This window comes from Cupriavidus sp. MP-37 (assembly GCF_020618415.1).
Lineage (GTDB): Bacteria > Pseudomonadota > Gammaproteobacteria > Burkholderiales > Burkholderiaceae > Cupriavidus.
Window position 1 is genome coordinate 959,968 of sequence record NZ_CP085344.1, and the last position, 15,235, is coordinate 975,202.

The window sequence follows — 15,235 nt, forward strand, 5'->3', positions numbered from 1 at the left end:
TGGTGTGCGCGACCCGGAACTGCGAGGTAGGCTGGATTATACGGAAGGCGCCGTGCGCGGCCGGCTTCCGGGCATACGGATCACAAGGAGAATGCAATGCCGTCGTTTGACGTAGTGTGCGAAGCGAACATGGTCGAGGTGAAGAACGCCGTCGAGCAGGCCAACAAGGAAATCTCGACGCGCTTCGATTTCAAGGGCTCGGACGCCCGCATCGAGCATAAGGAAAACGAACTGACCGCCTTTGCCGACGATGATTTCAAGCTGGACCAGGTCAAGGACGTGCTGATCGGCAAGATGGCCAAGCGCAACGTCGACGTGCGCTTCCTGGATTACGGCAAGACCGAGAAAATCAGCGGCGACAAGGTCAAGCAGGTGATCACCATCAAGAAGGGCGTGACCGGCGACCTCTCCAAGAAGATCGTGCGCATGATCAAGGACAGCAAGATCAAGGTACAGGCCAGCATCCAGGGCGACACGGTGCGCGTGTCGGGCACCAAGCGCGACGACCTGCAGAACGTGATTGCCATGCTGCGCAAGGATGTGTCCGAGGCACCGCTGGACTTCAACAACTTCCGCGACTGAGCGGCACCCGCGCCGGCTCCTTTGCCGGCGCCGCACGCGGCCGCCGGTCAGCGCGGCTGCGGCAATCCGCCGATCTTCGCGCCGGCCTTGATGCCCTTTTGCGCGAACCACCCCTGGTTCATTTCCAGCGCATAGCGGATCGCCGCCTTCGGGCAATGGTTGTTTTCAGTGCGCGGCGCCATGTCTTCGATATTGACGATGGTGCCGTCGTCGGCCAGGAACGCAATCGACAGCGGCAGCTCGGTATTGCGCATCCAGAAGCAGTGGCCCGCCTTCTGCTCGAATACGAACAGCATGCCGGCATTGGGCGCCATCGATTTCCGGTACATCAGCCCTTGCTCGCGCGCGGCGGGCGTTGCCGCGACCTCGGCCTGGATCGCGTACATGCCCGCGGTCAGCGGCGCCACCGGCAACGCGGCTTGTGCGTTGGCAACACCGGCCGCCAGTGCGGCAAGCAGGAAGCAGCAACGCGAGGTCAGGGTCTTCGGCAACAGGGGCATGATGGTCAGTCCGGGGAAGGCACGGCGTCGGGCAGCCGCAAGCATAACGCACGTTGCATGCGCGGGCGGCCGCGTGCGGTGCAACCGCCATCAAACAAAAAGGCAGGCGCCCTGGTGGCGGCCTGCCTTGCTTTCTACTGCGGGCGCACCGCCCGGCAGTGGCGCCAGCCCGGTTACGCGGCCGGAGCTGCGGCAGCAGCGGTTTCCTTCTTCTTGCTGTGCTTCTTGTGGGTGGCCTTCTTTTTTGCGGTCTTCTTCGGGGCTTCCTTGGTGGCCGCGGCCGCGGGCGTGGCCGGATCGGCCGGCACAGCGGCCTGGGCGAAGGCGCCGGTGGCGAACAGGCCGACAACCAGTGCAGCGATCAGTTTTTTCATGGCGTATTACCTCGAAGGATAAAAGCAGTCGGGAAAGTGGTGACGCGTGGATGGCGTCACCGACAAGAACGAGGCCGCTGCTGGCAGCGTTGACGGTCGATTTGTTAGCTTTTGTAACGTAAGCGCCGCTTGGCGACGTTCGCCTGTCTGGTTTTGGAGACATGAGTGCGCGGTGCCGGTGCCGGGCGTCCTGGGGACGTTGCCAGCGGCAGGCCCGACTCGGCGAGCGGCACCTCGCAGCTTTCGCCTGGCGCAAGGCCGAGCGCGCGCAGGTCGAGCGCGCCGATTGCCACCCGGATCAGCCGCAGCGTCGGAAACCCCACCGCCGCCGTCATGCGCCGCACCTGCCGGTTCTTGCCTTCCCGGATCTTCAGTTCCAGCCACGCGGTCGGGATGGCTGCGCGAAAGCGCACCGGCGGGTGGCGCGGCCACAGCCAGTCTGGCGCTTCGATGGCCCGTACCGTCGCCGGCTGCGTCACGAAATCGCCGAGATCGACGCCGGCGCGCAAGCGGGCCAGGGCCTCGGCATCGGGAATGCCTTCGACCTGCGCCAGGTAGGTTTTTTCCAACTTGTGGCGCGGGTCCGCGATGCGCGCCTGCAGCGCGCCATCGTCGGTCAGCAGCAGCAAGCCCTCGCTGTCGGCATCGAGCCGCCCGGCGGGATAGACGCCCCGCACGGAGACGCAGGATGCCAGCGTCGGCCGCGTCGGGTGTTCCGAGAACTGGCTCATGGTGCCAAACGGCTTGTTCAGGGCAATCAGGGTCATGGGGCGCAAGTATGCCGCAGCGTGGCGCGTGCTGGTCGGTCAGACCGGCTGGCTCGGGGTCCGGCCCGATTGGCGGATGATGAAAAATTGCTGCATAATATAAAATTGGTCTTGTGTCTTATATAAGACTGAAGCCGACCAGGCGCGGCGCCGGCATGATGCACGGCAGTATTGGCGCGGCATCCAGCCCGCTACAATGCACAGCGCCATCTCCCGAATCTCGCCGCCCGGCCACGAACCGGCGGCAGTCACAACCGTTCCGTAACTGGAGACGTCATGTACCAACACATCAAGGTTCCGGCAGGCGAAAAGATCACGGTCAACCAGGACTTTTCGCTCAATGTCCCGGACAACCCGATCATTCCTTATATCGAAGGCGACGGTACGGGCCTCGATATCACCCCGGTGATGATCAAGGTGGTCGACGCGGCCGTGGCCAAGGCCTACGGCGGCAAGCGCAAGATTGCCTGGATGGAGATCTACGCCGGCGAGAAATCGACCAAGGTCTACGGCCCGGACGTGTGGCTGCCGGATGAAACCCTGGACGTGCTGAAGGAATACGTGGTGTCGATCAAGGGTCCGCTGACCACGCCGGTCGGCGGCGGCATCCGCTCGCTCAACGTGGCGCTGCGCCAGCAGCTGGACCTCTATGTCTGCCTGCGCCCGGTACGCTACTTCAAGGGCGTGCCCTCGCCGGTGCGCGAGCCGGAAAAGACCGATATGGTGATCTTCCGCGAGAACTCGGAAGACATCTACGCCGGCATCGAGTGGGCGGCCGAGAGCGACCAGGCCAAGAAGCTGATCGCCTTCCTGCAGAACGAGATGGGCGTGAAGAAGATCCGCTTCCCGGCGACCTCGGGCATCGGCGTCAAGCCGGTCTCGCGCGAGGGCACCGAGCGGCTGGTGCGCAAGGCGATCCAGTACGCGATCGACAACGACAAGCCGTCGGTGACGCTGGTGCACAAGGGCAACATCATGAAGTTCACCGAAGGTGGCTTCCGCGACTGGGGCTACGAGCTGGCGCAGAAGGAATTCGGCGCCGAGCTGGTCGACGGCGGCCCGTGGTGCAAGTTCAAGAACCCGAAGACCGGCAAGGACATCGTGGTCAAGGATGCCATCGCCGACGCCTTCCTGCAGCAGATCCTGCTGCGCCCGGCGGAATACTCGGTGATCGCCACGCTGAACCTGAACGGCGACTACATCTCTGACGCGCTGGCGGCGCAGGTTGGCGGCATCGGCATCGCGCCGGGCGCCAACATGTCGGACTCGGTGGCGATGTTCGAAGCCACCCACGGCACCGCGCCGAAGTACGCCGGCAAGGATTACGTCAATCCGGGCTCGGAAATCCTGTCGGCTGAAATGATGCTGCGCCACATGGGCTGGACCGAGGCCGCCGACCTGATCATCGCGTCGATGGAGAAATCGATCCTGTCCAAAAAGGTCACCTACGATTTCGCCCGCCTGCTGGAAGGCGCGACCCAGGTGTCGTGCTCCGGCTTCGGCCAGGTGATGATCGACAATATGTAAGCACAGACTCCCGCCAACGCGGGCGGGCTGTCTACAAAACCCCGGTGCTGGATAGCCAGTACCGGGGTTTTTTCTTGCCGGGCGCCGCGGCGTTGGCTAGAACTTCAGGGACTGACGGGCATCCCGGCCCGGGGAGACTGGCATGGACGATCCCTTCCGCCGCACCGCTTTCGGCGCGGCCCTGTTCTACAAGGATCCGCTGGCGGCGCTGGACTGGCTGGAGCGGGCATTCGGCTTCGAGCGGGTCATGGTGATCCGCGACCAGCAAGGACAGCTGGTGCATTCCGAAATGCGTTTCGGCGACAGCTACCTGATGGTGGGCAGCGAGTGGGCCGACTTCACCGCCAGCCCGGCATCGATCGGGGGCAAGAACACCCAGACCGTGCACGTGCATCTGCCGGACGGGCTCGACCAGCATTGCGCGCGGGCCCGGGCCGCCGGCGCCGCGATCCTGCGCGAGCCGCAGGACGAGTTCTATGGCGACCGCACCTACACCGCCCGCGATGCCGAGGGCCATGTCTGGACCTTCGGCCAGACTGTGCGCAAGGTCACCAAAGACGAGGCAGAACAGGCCAGCGGCCTGAGCATCGACGGCTGGGCCTGAACCGGCATCGAAGCGGGCGCGGGATGGCCGCAAGGCCGGCGCCAAAAACCAGAAAGCCCGGCGCCAGGCCGGGCTTTCGATCGGGTGTGCGTGCCGCTGATGCGAGCCGGTGCCCGCCGTGCCGCCCCTGGCGGCCAGCGGGGGCGCTGGCATCGGTCCCGTTCCGGGGGTTCGAGTCCCCCACACCCTGGTTGACCGCTCCGGTGGCTCTGTGGCCGGGGATGCGGTCGCGGCGCGCCTTAGCTGGCGTCCTGGATATTGGTGGCTTGCTTGCCCTTGGGGCCCTGGACCACCTCGAACGAGACGCGCTGGCCTTCCTTCAGCGTCTTGAAGCCCGCCATCTGGATAGCCGAAAAGTGCGCAAACAGTTCTTCTTCGCCCTCGTCCGGCTTGATGAACCCGAATCCCTTGGCGTCATTGAACCATTTGACGATACCGCTTGCCATATACTCCCCCAACGAAATAGCAGATTTTCAAGCGGGGAAGCTTGCCAGCCGGACGGCACGGACTGCGGCGCCATGGCTGGCCGCGTGCTGAGGTGCGGCCGGCGATGACGCGCGGCGAGGTGCTATCGCGAGACGGCCAGTCGGATTGCTGACTCGCCGCCGCGGGCCGTGGGCCTCCCTGCTCACGGATCACCCGCCTTGGCTGTTTGCTTTGGCTCGCCGGCCTTCGGTGGGTGTGCGACCGATTTTTCTGGCAAAGCCGGAGACTGTCAAGCTGGCGGATTCCCCACTGCCAGCAGGGTGTGGCAGGAACAGGACGGCGCCCGGTGTTACCGTTGCCATGAATTGGCGGCCGGCGGCGCGGATTTTCGGCCGGTGCGGCGACGTGCCTTGCAAGGCCTACCGCGCAACCAGCCGCTCCCATTTACCACGGAAAACCGGTGGCCGGACTCTTGAATCCACCGCCTTTTCCCCAAATTGCAGAGTTGCGAGTAAGGGTTAGAATAAAGCCATGGCTACACGGCTTGCGAATGTCCCACAACGCGAAGCGGGCACCATCCTGGAGCGCAAAGAGCAGGCGCTGAAACCGCCTGCCATGTTCAAGGTGGTGCTGCTGAACGACGACTACACTCCGATGGAGTTTGTCGTGATGATCCTGCAGCAGTATTTCAGCAGGGACCGGGAAACGGCGACGCAGATCATGCTGACCGTGCACCGGGAAGGAAAGGGCGTCTGCGGTATCTACACCAGGGATATCGCGGCGACTAAGGTCGAGCTGGTGTCAACGCACGCGCGGCAGGCGGGGCACCCCCTGCAGTGCGTGATGGAGGAAGCATGATTGCGCAAGAATTGGAAGTGAGCCTGCATATGGCTTTTGTCGAAGCCAGGCAGGCACGCCACGAGTTCATTACCGTGGAGCACCTGCTGCTGGCATTGCTCGACAATCCCACGGCAGCTGAAGTCTTGCGCGCCTGCGCGGCCAATATCGAGGACCTGCGCACCAGCCTTAAGAACTTCATCGCGGACAACACGCCGGTGGTGCCGGGTACCGACGAGGTCGATACCCAGCCCACGCTGGGTTTCCAGCGCGTGATCCAGCGCGCCATCATGCACGTCCAGTCGACTTCCAACGGCAAGAAGGAAGTCACCGGTGCCAACGTGCTGGTCGCGATTTTCGGCGAGAAGGATTCGCACGCCGTCTATTACCTGCAGCAGCAGGGCGTGACGCGCCTGGACGTGGTCAATTTCATCAGCCACGGCATCCGCAAGGACCAGTCCGAGCCGGCCAAGCACGGCGACGCGGCCGGCGAGGGCGAGGGCGGCGATGGCAAGGAAAGTCCGCTCGAGCAATACACCCAGAACCTGAACGCGCTGGCCAAGGCCGGCAAGATCGACCCGCTGATCGGCCGCGAAAGCGAAGTCGAGCGCGTGGTCCAGGTGCTGTGCCGCCGCCGCAAGAACAACCCGCTGCTGGTGGGCGAGGCCGGCGTCGGCAAGACCGCGATTGCGGAAGGCCTGGCCTGGCGCATCACCAAGAACGAGGTGCCCGACATCCTGGAAAAGGCGACGGTCTACTCGCTCGACATGGGCGCGCTGCTGGCCGGCACCAAGTACCGCGGCGATTTCGAGCAGCGCCTGAAGGGCGTGCTGAAGTCGCTCAAGGATAATCCGAACGCGATCCTGTTCATCGACGAGATCCACACGCTGATCGGCGCGGGCGCCGCCTCGGGCGGGACGCTGGACGCCAGCAACCTGCTCAAGCCGGCGCTGTCGTCGGGCCAGCTCAAGTGCATCGGCGCCACCACCTTCACTGAATACCGCGGCATCTTCGAGAAAGACGCGGCGCTGTCGCGGCGCTTCCAGAAGATCGACGTGGTCGAGCCGTCGGTGGACCAGACCGTGCAGATCCTGCGCGGGCTGAAGTCGCGCTTCGAGGAACACCACGGCGTCAAGTACGCGTCGTCGGCGCTGACCGCCGCGGCCGAGCTGTCGGCGCGCTTCATCACCGACCGCCACCTGCCCGACAAGGCGATCGACGTGATCGACGAAGCCGGCGCGGCGCAGCGCATCCTGCCGAAGTCCAAGCAGAAGAAGACCATCGGCAAGGGCGAGATCGAGGACATCGTCTCGCGCATCGCGCGCATCCCGCCGCAGAGCGTGAACCAGGACGACCGCAGCAAGCTGCAGACGCTGGAACGCGACCTGAAGTCGGTGGTGTTCGGCCAGGACCCGGCGATCGAGGCGCTGGCCTCGGCGATCAAGATGTCGCGCGCGGGCCTGGGCAAGACCGACAAGCCGATCGGCTCGTTCCTGTTCTCGGGCCCCACCGGCGTGGGCAAGACCGAGGTCGCCAAGCAGCTGGCCTTCATCATGGGCATCGAGCTGCTGCGCTTCGACATGTCCGAATACATGGAACGCCATGCGGTGAGCCGCCTGATCGGCGCGCCGCCGGGATACGTCGGCTTTGACCAGGGCGGCCTGCTGACCGAGGCCGTCACCAAGAAGCCGCACTGCGTGCTGCTGCTGGACGAAATCGAGAAGGCGCATCCGGATATCTTCAATATCCTGCTGCAGGTGATGGACCATGGTTCGCTGACCGACAACAACGGCCGGCGCGCCGACTTCCGCAACGTGATCATCATCATGACCACCAATGCGGGAGCGGAGACCATGAACCGCGCCACCATCGGCTTCACCAGCTCGCGCGAGCAGGGCGACGAGATGGCCGACATCAAGCGCATGTTCACGCCGGAGTTCCGCAACCGGCTGGATGCCACCATCAGCTTCCGCTCGCTCGATGAGGAAATCATCCTGCGCGTGGTCGACAAGTTCCTGATGCAGCTGGAAGAGCAGCTGCACGAGAAGAAGGTGGAAGCCAGCTTCAGCGAGAAGCTGCGCAAGTTCCTGGCGCACAAGGGCTTCGATCCGCTGATGGGTGCGCGTCCGATGCAGCGCCTGATCCAGGACATGATCCGCAAGGCGCTGGCCGACGAGCTGCTGTTCGGCCGCCTGGTCTCCGGCGGCAAGGTGGTGGTCGATCTGGACGAACAAGACCAGATCAAGCTCGATTTCTCCGAGATCGAGCCCGAACCTCCCGAGGCGCCCGAAGAACAGCGCGCAGAAGCCTGAGCGATATTCGGCCGCGTTGCCAGCAACGGGGTCGATCATCGGGCAAAATAGCAGGGCGGCCGACCGGCCGCCCTGTTTCTTTTTCCCTGTCGCCCCACGCCTCCAGCGCCCCGAAACCGAACGACCCGATGCCCTCCGCCGATCGCACGCGGCGCCGCCGCCTGCTGCTCAAGATCCTGCCGCTGGGCGCCTTGCCGGGCCCGATGCTCCATGCCACCGTCGCCAGCGCCGCCGATAGCGCCGCCAGCAACCGTCCGCTCGCACTGGTGCTGCCCTTCCCGCCGGGCGGCAGTGTCGACATCGTCGCGCGCCAGCTGCAGCCGGGACTGAAGGCGGCGCTGGGACAGACCGTGGTGGTGGACAACAAGCCCGGCGCGGGCGGGCTGATCGCGTCGAGCACCGTGGCGCGGGCCCGGCCCGACGGCAATACGCTGCTGATGGCATTCGACACGCATGCGATCAATCCGTTTGCCTACAAGCAGCTGCCCTACGACACCTTCCGCGATTTCTCGCCGATCTCGCAGCTGGTGCGCTTTCCGCTGGTGATCGCCGCCAATCCGGCGCTGCCGGCGTCGAATGTGCGCGAACTGGTGGCGCTGGCGAGAGCCAGGCACGACGGCGTGCGCTATGCATCGTCGGGCATCGGCAGCCTCAACCAGCTCGCGGCCGAGGCGCTGGCCACCGAGGCCGGCGTCCATATGCTGCACGTGCCCTACAAGGGCGGCGGGCCGGCGGTGCAGGCGGTGCTGTCGAATGAGGTCGACATCTTCTTCAGCAGCTACGCCGCCGTGCAGGCGCATGTGGCCGCGCGCACGATCAAGGTGCTGGGCGTGACCGGCACCAGCCGGCTGCGCCAGTTGCCGCAGGTGCCTACGGTGGCCGAACAGGGCCTCAAGGGCTTCGAGGCGTATTCGTGGATCGGCGTGTTCGGTCCGGCCGACCTGCCGGCGGCGACGGTTGCGCGCCTGCATGACGCGCTGGTCGCATCGCTGCGGCAGCCGCGCGTGGTCGATGCGCTGGCCGCGCAAGGTTTCGAGATCGTCGGCGGCAGCCCGGCCGAGCTGGGCCAGCTGGTACGCCGCGAGCATGACAAATGGCAGGCGGTGGCGCGCAAGGCCAATATCCAGTTCGAGTAAACCAGTCCGGCGCCGCCGTGCGCCATGCGTCCGGGGGGATGCCGATGGCAACGCAAGCAGAACTGTTCGACCACGCCGTGGTGGTGTGCCCAGACCTCGATGCCGGCGCTCAGGCTTGGCAGCGGCTGGGTTTTACGCTGACGCCGCGCGGCTACCACACGCTGGGCTCGCAGAACCACTGCATCATGCTGCAGCGGGACTACCTGGAGCTGCTGCACGTGACCGCGCCCAGTCCCAGCCGTCAGTATTATTGGGACGCCCAGCAGCGCGGCGGCGGCTGTGCGGCGATGTCGTGCAAGAGCGCCGATGCCTTTGCCACCGCGGCGCGACTGCGCGCGGACGGCTGGCATATCTCGGAACCGATCGAATTCTCGCGTCCGGTGCGGCTCGACGATGGCAGCGAACATCCGGCCACGTTTCGCGTGACCGCGCTAGACGACGCCCCGGGCGCGCGCTATTTCGTCTGCGAGCACCGCACGCCCGAGCTGCTGTGGCGGCCCGAATGGATGCGCCATGCCAACGGCGCGCACGGCATCGCGACCATGTTCCTGGTGGTGGCCCCTGCGCTGGTGGACGCCGCCGCGCGCGCCTATGCGGAACTGACCGGCGGCGAGCTGACGCAGCTGAGCGAACATGTCAGCAGCCTGGCGGTCGACAATGCCACGCTGGTGCTGAGCACACCGCAAGCGCTGGCGTCAGCCACCGGCACCGCGCATATCCGGCGCGACGGGCCGGGCTATGCGGCGATCCGCCTGCGCACCGTAGACCTGGCCGCGGCCCGTGCCGGCTGGCGCGAGCACGGCGTGCCGACCCACGACCTGGGCCCGCGCGAGACGCTGGTGCCGGCGCATGCCGCCAGCGGCGTGGCCTTGCTGTTCGAGCAGCAAGGCTGAAATGCAAACTGGCGCCCCGCGGGGCGCCAGTGCTTGATGCCGAAGCAGAGAGATCGTCAGGCACCAGCCTTGGCGTGATGCACGCCGGTCGAGCCAAAGCCGCCCGCGCCGCGTTCGCTGTCCTGGCTGAATGCCTCCACCGTCGAGAACACCGGCCGCAGCACCGGCACGAACATCATCTGTGCAATGCGCTCGCCCGGCTGGATCACGATCGGTTCCGTGCCCGGCGCGTTGCGGTTCCAGACGCTGACCATGATCTGGCCCTGGTAGTCGGCATCGATCACGCCGATCGAATTGCCCAGCACCAGCCCCTTCTTGTGGCCCAGTCCCGAGCGCGGCACGATGGTCGCCGCCATGTACGGGTTGCCCATGTGCACCGCGATGCCGGCCGGCACCAGCTGCGCGGGCGTGCCCGCTGCGATCGCGACGGGCGCGTCGACGCAGGCATGCAGGTCGATGGCGGCCGCCATCTCGCTCTGGTAGGCGGGCAGGCCCCATTCGTTCAGGCGCGCATCGAGCACCTTGATTTCGACGGTCGGGTTCAGAGGCTGGGTCATAAAGGATCTCGGGGAATGCGTTGCAAAAGTCAGGGCCGCGCGCGCCCGGGCAGGCGCTGGCCGATCGCCGCGACTAGCTGGCGTGCCAGCGACAGCTTGTCGGCGCGCGGCAGCCGCGTCATGCCGGCGGCGTCGAACAGCACGATCTCGTTGTCGTCCAGGCCGAAGGTGTGGTGGCCGATATTGCCCACCAGCAGCGGCACGCCCTTGCGCTGGCGCTTCTGCTCGCCGTACTGCTCCAGGTTCTCGCTTTCGGCGGCAAAGCCGACGCAGTAGGGCGCGTCGGCACGGGCCGCGACCGCGGCCAGGATGTCGGGGTTCTGCACGAACTGCAGCGTTGGCGTATCGGTGTCGCTGGCCTTCTTCAGCTTCTGCTGAGCGACCTCGGCCGGGCGCCAGTCCGCCACCGCGGCCACCGCGACAAAGACATCGACGCCGGGCAGCTGCGCCATCACCGCGTCATGCATCTGCTGCGCGCTGCGCACGTCGGTGCGCACCACGCCGCGCGGCGTGGGCAGGCCGGTGGGGCCGGCCACCAGTAGCACTTCGGCGCCGGCCTCGCGCGCCGCGCGCGCGATCGAGAAGCCCATTTTGCCGGAGGACAGGTTGGTGATGCCGCGCACCGGGTCGATCGCCTCGAAGGTGGGCCCGGCGGTGATCAGCATGCGCTTGCCTTGCAGCGGCTTGGGCTGGAAGAAGGCGATGATGTCGTCGAGCAGCTCTTCGGGCTCGAGCATGCGGCCGTCGCCGACTTCGCCGCAAGCCTGGTCGCCGCTGCCCGGCCCCAGGATCACCACGCCGTCGGCGCGCAGCTGGGCGGCGTTGCGCTGGGTGGCGGGGGCGGCCCACATCTGGCGGTTCATCGCCGGCGCCACCAGCAGCGGGCAGTCGCGCGCGATGCACAGCGTGCTCAGCAGGTCGTCGCACAGGCCGTTGGCCAGCCGCGCCATGAAGTCGGTGGAGGCAGGGGCGACGACGATGGCGTCGGCCTCGCGCGAGAGGTCGATATGCGCCATGTTGTTGTCGATGCGCGCATCCCATTGCGACAGGAACACCGGCCGGCCGGACAGCGCCTGCATCGTCACCGGCGTGATGAAATGCGTCGCCGCCTCGGTCATGGCCACCTGCACGGTGGCGCCGGCCTTGGTCAGCAGCCGGACCAGTTCGGCCGACTTGTAGCAGGCGATGCCGCCGGTCAGGCCGAGAACGATGTGCTTGCCGCGCAAATCCATGGTGAGGAACCTGGCTGGGGAGGGAAGGGGAATGGTAGCGGCGCCGCTCAGTGCTTGCGCACCCGCCGCAGCTCATCGACGATCAGCAGCACCGCGCCGACCGTGATCGCGCAGTCCGCGACATTGAAAGCCGGCCAGTGATAGCGGCCCACGTAGAAGTCCAGGAAATCGATCACGTGGCCGTAGACCACGCGGTCGATCACGTTGCCGACCGCGCCGCCCAGGATCAGCGACACCGCGAAGCAGAACAGCCGCTGGCCGGTATGGCGGTACAGCAGCCAGACGATAAACGCGCCGACCACCACGCCCAGTCCGGTGAAGAACCAGCGCTGCCAGCCGCCGGCATCCGCCAGGAAGCTGAACGCCGCGCCCTTGTTGTAGACCAGCACCAGGTTGAAGAAGCCGGTCACCGGGCGCGACTCGCCGTAGCTGAAGCTGCGCACGATCACGATCTTGAAGAACTGGTCGAGCAGCACCACCAGCAGCGCAAAGGCCATCCACAGCAGCGGGGTGGTGCCGCTGGCAGCCTTGTTGTTGCGGCGCGCCGGGCGCGCCGAACGGGACGTGGTCGATGCCATCAGGCATGGCTCCTGTGTTCGCCGGCGCCGAACAGGTTGCTGTCGCAGCGGCCGCAGAGGGTGGGATGGTCGGGGTTGTGGCCGACGTCGGCGCGGTAGTGCCAGCAGCGCTCGCACTTGGCATGCGCCGACGGCGTTACCGTCACCAGCAGGTCGCCGGCCTCGGGCGCGGGCGCGACCTTGGCCGACGAGGTCAGCAGCACGAAGCGCAGGTCGTCGCCCAGGCTTTGCAGCGCCTCCAGCACCGGACCGCCGGCCTGGATGGTCAGCTCGGCCTGCAGCGACGAGCCGATCTCGCCTTCCACGCGCACCGCTTCCAGCTGACGCGTGACCTCGGCGCGCACCTCGCGCAGCGTATGCCATTTCTGCAGCAGGTCGTCGGCGTCGTCGACTTCCGGCACGGCGTAGTAGGTGCTGGTGAAGATGGTGTCGGTGTGCGCGGTGCCGTGGGCGAACACCTGCCACGCTTCCTCGGCGGTGAACGACAGGAACGGCGCCATCCAGTGCAGCATCGCCTGGGTGATGTGATACAGCGCGTTCTGCGCCGCGCGGCGCGCCTTCGAATCCGGCGCGGTGGTGTACAGGCGGTCCTTCAGCACGTCGAGGTAGAAGCCGCCCAGGTCTTCGGAGCAGAAGGTCTGCAGCTTGGCCACCACCGGGTGGAATTCGTACGCTTCGTAGTGCGACAGCACTTCCTTCTGCAGCTGCGCGGTCAGCGCCACGGCGTAGCGGTCGATCTCCAGCCACTCGGCGGCCGGCAGCGCGTGCTTGCCGTGGTCATAGTCGGACAGGTTCGACAGCAGGAAGCGCAGCGTATTGCGGATGCGGCGATAGCCTTCCACCACGCGCTTGAGGATCTCGTCGGAGATCGACAGCTCGCCGGAGTAATCGGTCGATGCCACCCACAGGCGGATGATCTCGGCGCCCATCTTGTTGGCGATGTCCTGCGGCGAGACGGTATTGCCGATCGACTTGGACATCTTGCGGCCTTCGCCGTCGACGGTGAAGCCGTGCGTCAGCAGCGCCTTGTAGGGCGGCTTGCCATACAGCATCGACGCGGTCAGCAGCGACGAGTGGAACCAGCCGCGGTGCTGGTCCGAGCCTTCCAGGTACAGGTCGGCCAGGCGGCCGTCGGCGTCGTCGGCGGCCGCGTCGTACAGGTCGTCGCGGTGCGAGCCGCGGATCACGGTCCAGTGCGTGGTACCGGAATCGAACCAGACGTCGAGCGTGTCGCGGTTCTTCTCATACTGGCTGGCTTCGTCCCCCAGTAGTTCGGCCGGGTCCAGCGTCTGCCACGCTTCGATGCCGTGCTGCTCGACGCGCTGGGCGATCGCTTCCAGCAGTTCAGGCGTGCGCGGGTGCAGCGCGCCGGTTTCCTTGTGCACGAAGAACGCCATCGGCACGCCCCACTGGCGCTGGCGCGACAGGGTCCAGTCCGGGCGGTGGGCGATCATGTTGTGCAGGCGCTGCTTGCCCCACGACGGATAGAACTCGGTCGCCTCGATGCCGGCCAGCGCGGTCTCGCGCAGCGTCGGCACGGGCTTGCCGTTTGCCTCGGCCGGGTCCACGTCCATGCCCGCGAACCACTGCGAGGTGGCGCGGTAGATGATAGGCGTCTTGTGGCGCCAGCAGTGCATGTAGCTGTGGGTGTACTTGTGCGAGTTGAACAGGTTGCCCGATTCCTGCAGCGCCTCGACGATCCTGGGGTTGGCATCCCAGATCGACAGGCCGCCGAACAGCGGCAGCGTGCCGGCGTAGACGCCGTTGCCCATCACCGGGCTGATGATGTCGCTGTCGGGCATGCCGTGCGCCTTGCACGACTGGAAGTCTTCCACGCCGTACGCCGGCGCGGAGTGCACGATGCCCGAGCCGGTATCGGTGGTGACGTAGTCGCCGAGGTAGACCGGCGACAGGCGGTCATAGCCCGCGTCCATCTTGGCCAGCGGGTGGTGGAAGCGGATTTCCGACAGCGCGGCGCCGGTGGCCGTGGCGATCACCTTGCCCTCCAGCGCGTAGACCTTCAGTTGTTCCTCGACGCGCTCGGTCGCCAGGATCAGGTAGCCGCGCGGCGTATCGACCAGCGCGTACTCCACCTCGGGATGCACGTTCAGCGCCTGGTTGCTCGGGATGGTCCACGGCGTGGTGGTCCAGATCACGATCCAGCCCGGTTTGGCGTTGATCTGGTCGACCGGCAGCTTGAACGCGTGCGCCAGCTTGTCGGCCTCGGCGAACGGAAAGCCCACGTCGATCGACAGGTCGACCTTGTCCTTGTACTCGACTTCCGCCTCGGCCAGCGCCGAGCCGCAGTCGAAGCACCAGTTAACCGGCTTCAGGCCGCGGAACACATAGCCCTTTTCCATGATCTTGCCGAGCGCGCGCAGCTCGTCCGCCTCGTTGCGGAAGTTCATGGTCAGGTAAGGATTGTCCCAGTCGCCGAGCACGCCCAGGCGCTCGAAGTCCACCCTCTGCCGCTGGATCTGCTCGGCGGCGTAGGCACGAGCCTTGGCCTGGACTTCCTGCACCGGCAGGCCCTTGCCGAACTTCTTCTCGATCTGGATCTCGATCGGCATGCCATGGCAGTCCCAGCCCGGCACGTAGACGGCGTCGAGGCCGGTCAGGCCGCGCGCCTTGATGATCATGTCCTTGAGCACCTTGTTGACGGCGTGGCCGATATGGATATCGCCGTTGGCATACGGGGGGCCGTCGTGCAGCACGAACTTCTTCGCGCCCTTGCGCGCCGCGCGGATCTTCTTGTAGAGCTGCTTGTCCTGCCATTGCTTGACCCATTGCGGCTCGCGCTTGGGCAGGTCGCCACGCATCGGGAAAGGCGTGTCGAGCAGGTTGACGGGATACTTGTTCTTCTCGGGCTTGGCGCGTTTGTCGTCAGACATTTCGATTCTCAGGGCAATT

15 protein-coding genes are annotated in these 15,235 nt (G+C 66.1%); 7 read left to right on the forward strand and 8 right to left on the reverse strand.

Annotated features, from left to right (window positions below):
- Nucleotides 1-96: 96 nt before the first annotated feature.
- Nucleotides 97-582, forward strand: coding sequence for a YajQ family cyclic di-GMP-binding protein (locus tag LIN44_RS04545; protein ID WP_227313685.1), 486 nt, complete (start codon nucleotides 97-99; stop codon nucleotides 580-582).
- Between the two features lie 47 nt (nucleotides 583-629).
- Here the strand turns inward: LIN44_RS04545 and LIN44_RS04550 are convergent, their stop codons facing one another.
- The 3 genes from LIN44_RS04550 to LIN44_RS04560 all read right to left on the reverse strand — a co-directional run bounded on the left by LIN44_RS04550 (nucleotide 630) and on the right by LIN44_RS04560 (nucleotide 2,223).
- Nucleotides 630-1,082, reverse strand: coding sequence for a DUF192 domain-containing protein (locus tag LIN44_RS04550; protein ID WP_227313686.1), 453 nt, complete (start codon nucleotides 1,080-1,082; stop codon nucleotides 630-632).
- Nucleotides 1,083-1,255: 173 nt separating this feature from the next.
- Entirely contained in the window at nucleotides 1,256-1,456 is a 201-nt protein-coding gene (locus LIN44_RS04555; RefSeq protein WP_092306538.1) for a hypothetical protein, read from the reverse strand.
- A gap of 104 nt (nucleotides 1,457-1,560) precedes the next feature.
- A complete protein-coding gene (locus LIN44_RS04560) occupies nucleotides 1,561-2,223 on the reverse strand; it encodes a pseudouridine synthase (protein WP_227313687.1) in 663 nt (220 codons plus the stop codon).
- 276 nt (nucleotides 2,224-2,499) lie between these two features.
- Between LIN44_RS04560 and icd the strand changes: the two genes are divergently transcribed.
- Nucleotides 2,500-3,750 carry an NADP-dependent isocitrate dehydrogenase gene (gene icd, locus LIN44_RS04565; RefSeq protein ID WP_012353759.1) on the forward strand — a complete coding sequence of 417 codons (1,251 nt, stop codon included), beginning with the start codon at nucleotides 2,500-2,502 and terminating at the stop codon, nucleotides 3,748-3,750.
- Between the two features lie 142 nt (nucleotides 3,751-3,892).
- Nucleotides 3,893-4,354 carry a VOC family protein gene (locus tag LIN44_RS04570; protein WP_227313688.1) on the forward strand — a complete coding sequence of 154 codons (462 nt, stop codon included), beginning with the start codon at nucleotides 3,893-3,895 and terminating at the stop codon, nucleotides 4,352-4,354.
- A gap of 239 nt (nucleotides 4,355-4,593) precedes the next feature.
- Here the strand turns inward: LIN44_RS04570 and LIN44_RS04575 are convergent, their stop codons facing one another.
- Nucleotides 4,594-4,800, reverse strand: a complete 207-nt coding sequence (locus LIN44_RS04575) for a cold-shock protein (RefSeq protein ID WP_012353757.1) — start codon at nucleotides 4,798-4,800, stop codon at nucleotides 4,594-4,596.
- Between the two features lie 511 nt (nucleotides 4,801-5,311).
- Between LIN44_RS04575 and clpS the strand changes: the two genes are divergently transcribed.
- The 4 genes from clpS to LIN44_RS04595 all read left to right on the forward strand — a co-directional run bounded on the left by clpS (nucleotide 5,312) and on the right by LIN44_RS04595 (nucleotide 9,958).
- Entirely contained in the window at nucleotides 5,312-5,638 is a 327-nt protein-coding gene (gene clpS, locus LIN44_RS04580) for an ATP-dependent Clp protease adapter ClpS (RefSeq protein WP_010814998.1), read from the forward strand.
- Nucleotides 5,635-7,929: an ATP-dependent Clp protease ATP-binding subunit ClpA gene (clpA, locus tag LIN44_RS04585; RefSeq protein WP_012353756.1), complete on the forward strand. Its 2,295-nt coding sequence runs from the start codon at nucleotides 5,635-5,637 to the stop codon at nucleotides 7,927-7,929. The genes clpS and clpA overlap by 4 nt, the downstream gene beginning before the upstream one ends.
- Before the next feature lie 128 nt (nucleotides 7,930-8,057).
- Nucleotides 8,058-9,065: a tripartite tricarboxylate transporter substrate binding protein gene (locus LIN44_RS04590; RefSeq protein WP_227313689.1), complete on the forward strand. Its 1,008-nt coding sequence runs from the start codon at nucleotides 8,058-8,060 to the stop codon at nucleotides 9,063-9,065.
- A gap of 44 nt (nucleotides 9,066-9,109) precedes the next feature.
- The gene (locus LIN44_RS04595; RefSeq protein WP_227313690.1) at nucleotides 9,110-9,958 is read left to right on the forward strand and encodes a VOC family protein; all 849 of its coding nucleotides are present in this window, start codon (nucleotides 9,110-9,112) and stop codon (nucleotides 9,956-9,958) included.
- A 56-nt stretch (nucleotides 9,959-10,014) separates the two neighbouring features.
- On the opposite strand, the gene dut is transcribed toward LIN44_RS04595, so the two are convergent.
- The 4 genes from dut to ileS are packed head-to-tail and all read right to left on the reverse strand — an operon-like array spanning nucleotide 10,015 to nucleotide 15,216.
- Nucleotides 10,015-10,515, reverse strand: a complete 501-nt coding sequence (gene dut / locus LIN44_RS04600; RefSeq protein WP_227313691.1) for a dUTP diphosphatase — start codon at nucleotides 10,513-10,515, stop codon at nucleotides 10,015-10,017.
- Between the two features lie 29 nt (nucleotides 10,516-10,544).
- Nucleotides 10,545-11,747 carry a bifunctional phosphopantothenoylcysteine decarboxylase/phosphopantothenate--cysteine ligase CoaBC gene (gene coaBC / locus LIN44_RS04605; RefSeq protein ID WP_227313692.1) on the reverse strand — a complete coding sequence of 401 codons (1,203 nt, stop codon included), beginning with the start codon at nucleotides 11,745-11,747 and terminating at the stop codon, nucleotides 10,545-10,547.
- A gap of 47 nt (nucleotides 11,748-11,794) precedes the next feature.
- Entirely contained in the window at nucleotides 11,795-12,325 is a 531-nt protein-coding gene (lspA, locus tag LIN44_RS04610) for a signal peptidase II (protein ID WP_227313693.1), read from the reverse strand.
- Nucleotides 12,325-15,216, reverse strand: coding sequence for an isoleucine--tRNA ligase (gene ileS / locus LIN44_RS04615; RefSeq protein WP_227313694.1), 2,892 nt, complete (start codon nucleotides 15,214-15,216; stop codon nucleotides 12,325-12,327). Before ileS ends, lspA begins: the two co-directional genes overlap by 1 nt.
- Nucleotides 15,217-15,235 lie beyond the last annotated feature (19 nt).

Coding starts and splice junctions, on each gene's coding strand:
- LIN44_RS04550 (WP_227313686.1), bottom strand. CDS start 1,082: ATGCCCCTGTTGCCGAAGACCCTGACCTCGCGTTGCTGCTTCCTGCTT.
- LIN44_RS04590 (WP_227313689.1), top strand. CDS start 8,058: ATGCCCTCCGCCGATCGCACGCGGCGCCGCCGCCTGCTGCTCAAGATC.
- coaBC (WP_227313692.1), bottom strand. CDS start 11,747: ATGGATTTGCGCGGCAAGCACATCGTTCTCGGCCTGACCGGCGGCATC.
- LIN44_RS04575 (WP_012353757.1), bottom strand. CDS start 4,800: ATGGCAAGCGGTATCGTCAAATGGTTCAATGACGCCAAGGGATTCGGG.
- clpS (WP_010814998.1), top strand. CDS start 5,312: ATGGCTACACGGCTTGCGAATGTCCCACAACGCGAAGCGGGCACCATC.
- LIN44_RS04560 (WP_227313687.1), bottom strand. CDS start 2,223: ATGACCCTGATTGCCCTGAACAAGCCGTTTGGCACCATGAGCCAGTTC.
- icd (WP_012353759.1), top strand. CDS start 2,500: ATGTACCAACACATCAAGGTTCCGGCAGGCGAAAAGATCACGGTCAAC.
- lspA (WP_227313693.1), bottom strand. CDS start 12,325: ATGGCATCGACCACGTCCCGTTCGGCGCGCCCGGCGCGCCGCAACAAC.
- LIN44_RS04555 (WP_092306538.1), bottom strand. CDS start 1,456: ATGAAAAAACTGATCGCTGCACTGGTTGTCGGCCTGTTCGCCACCGGC.
- LIN44_RS04570 (WP_227313688.1), top strand. CDS start 3,893: ATGGACGATCCCTTCCGCCGCACCGCTTTCGGCGCGGCCCTGTTCTAC.
- LIN44_RS04595 (WP_227313690.1), top strand. CDS start 9,110: ATGGCAACGCAAGCAGAACTGTTCGACCACGCCGTGGTGGTGTGCCCA.
- dut (WP_227313691.1), bottom strand. CDS start 10,515: ATGACCCAGCCTCTGAACCCGACCGTCGAAATCAAGGTGCTCGATGCG.
- ileS (WP_227313694.1), bottom strand. CDS start 15,216: ATGTCTGACGACAAACGCGCCAAGCCCGAGAAGAACAAGTATCCCGTC.
- clpA (WP_012353756.1), top strand. CDS start 5,635: ATGATTGCGCAAGAATTGGAAGTGAGCCTGCATATGGCTTTTGTCGAA.
- LIN44_RS04545 (WP_227313685.1), top strand. CDS start 97: ATGCCGTCGTTTGACGTAGTGTGCGAAGCGAACATGGTCGAGGTGAAG.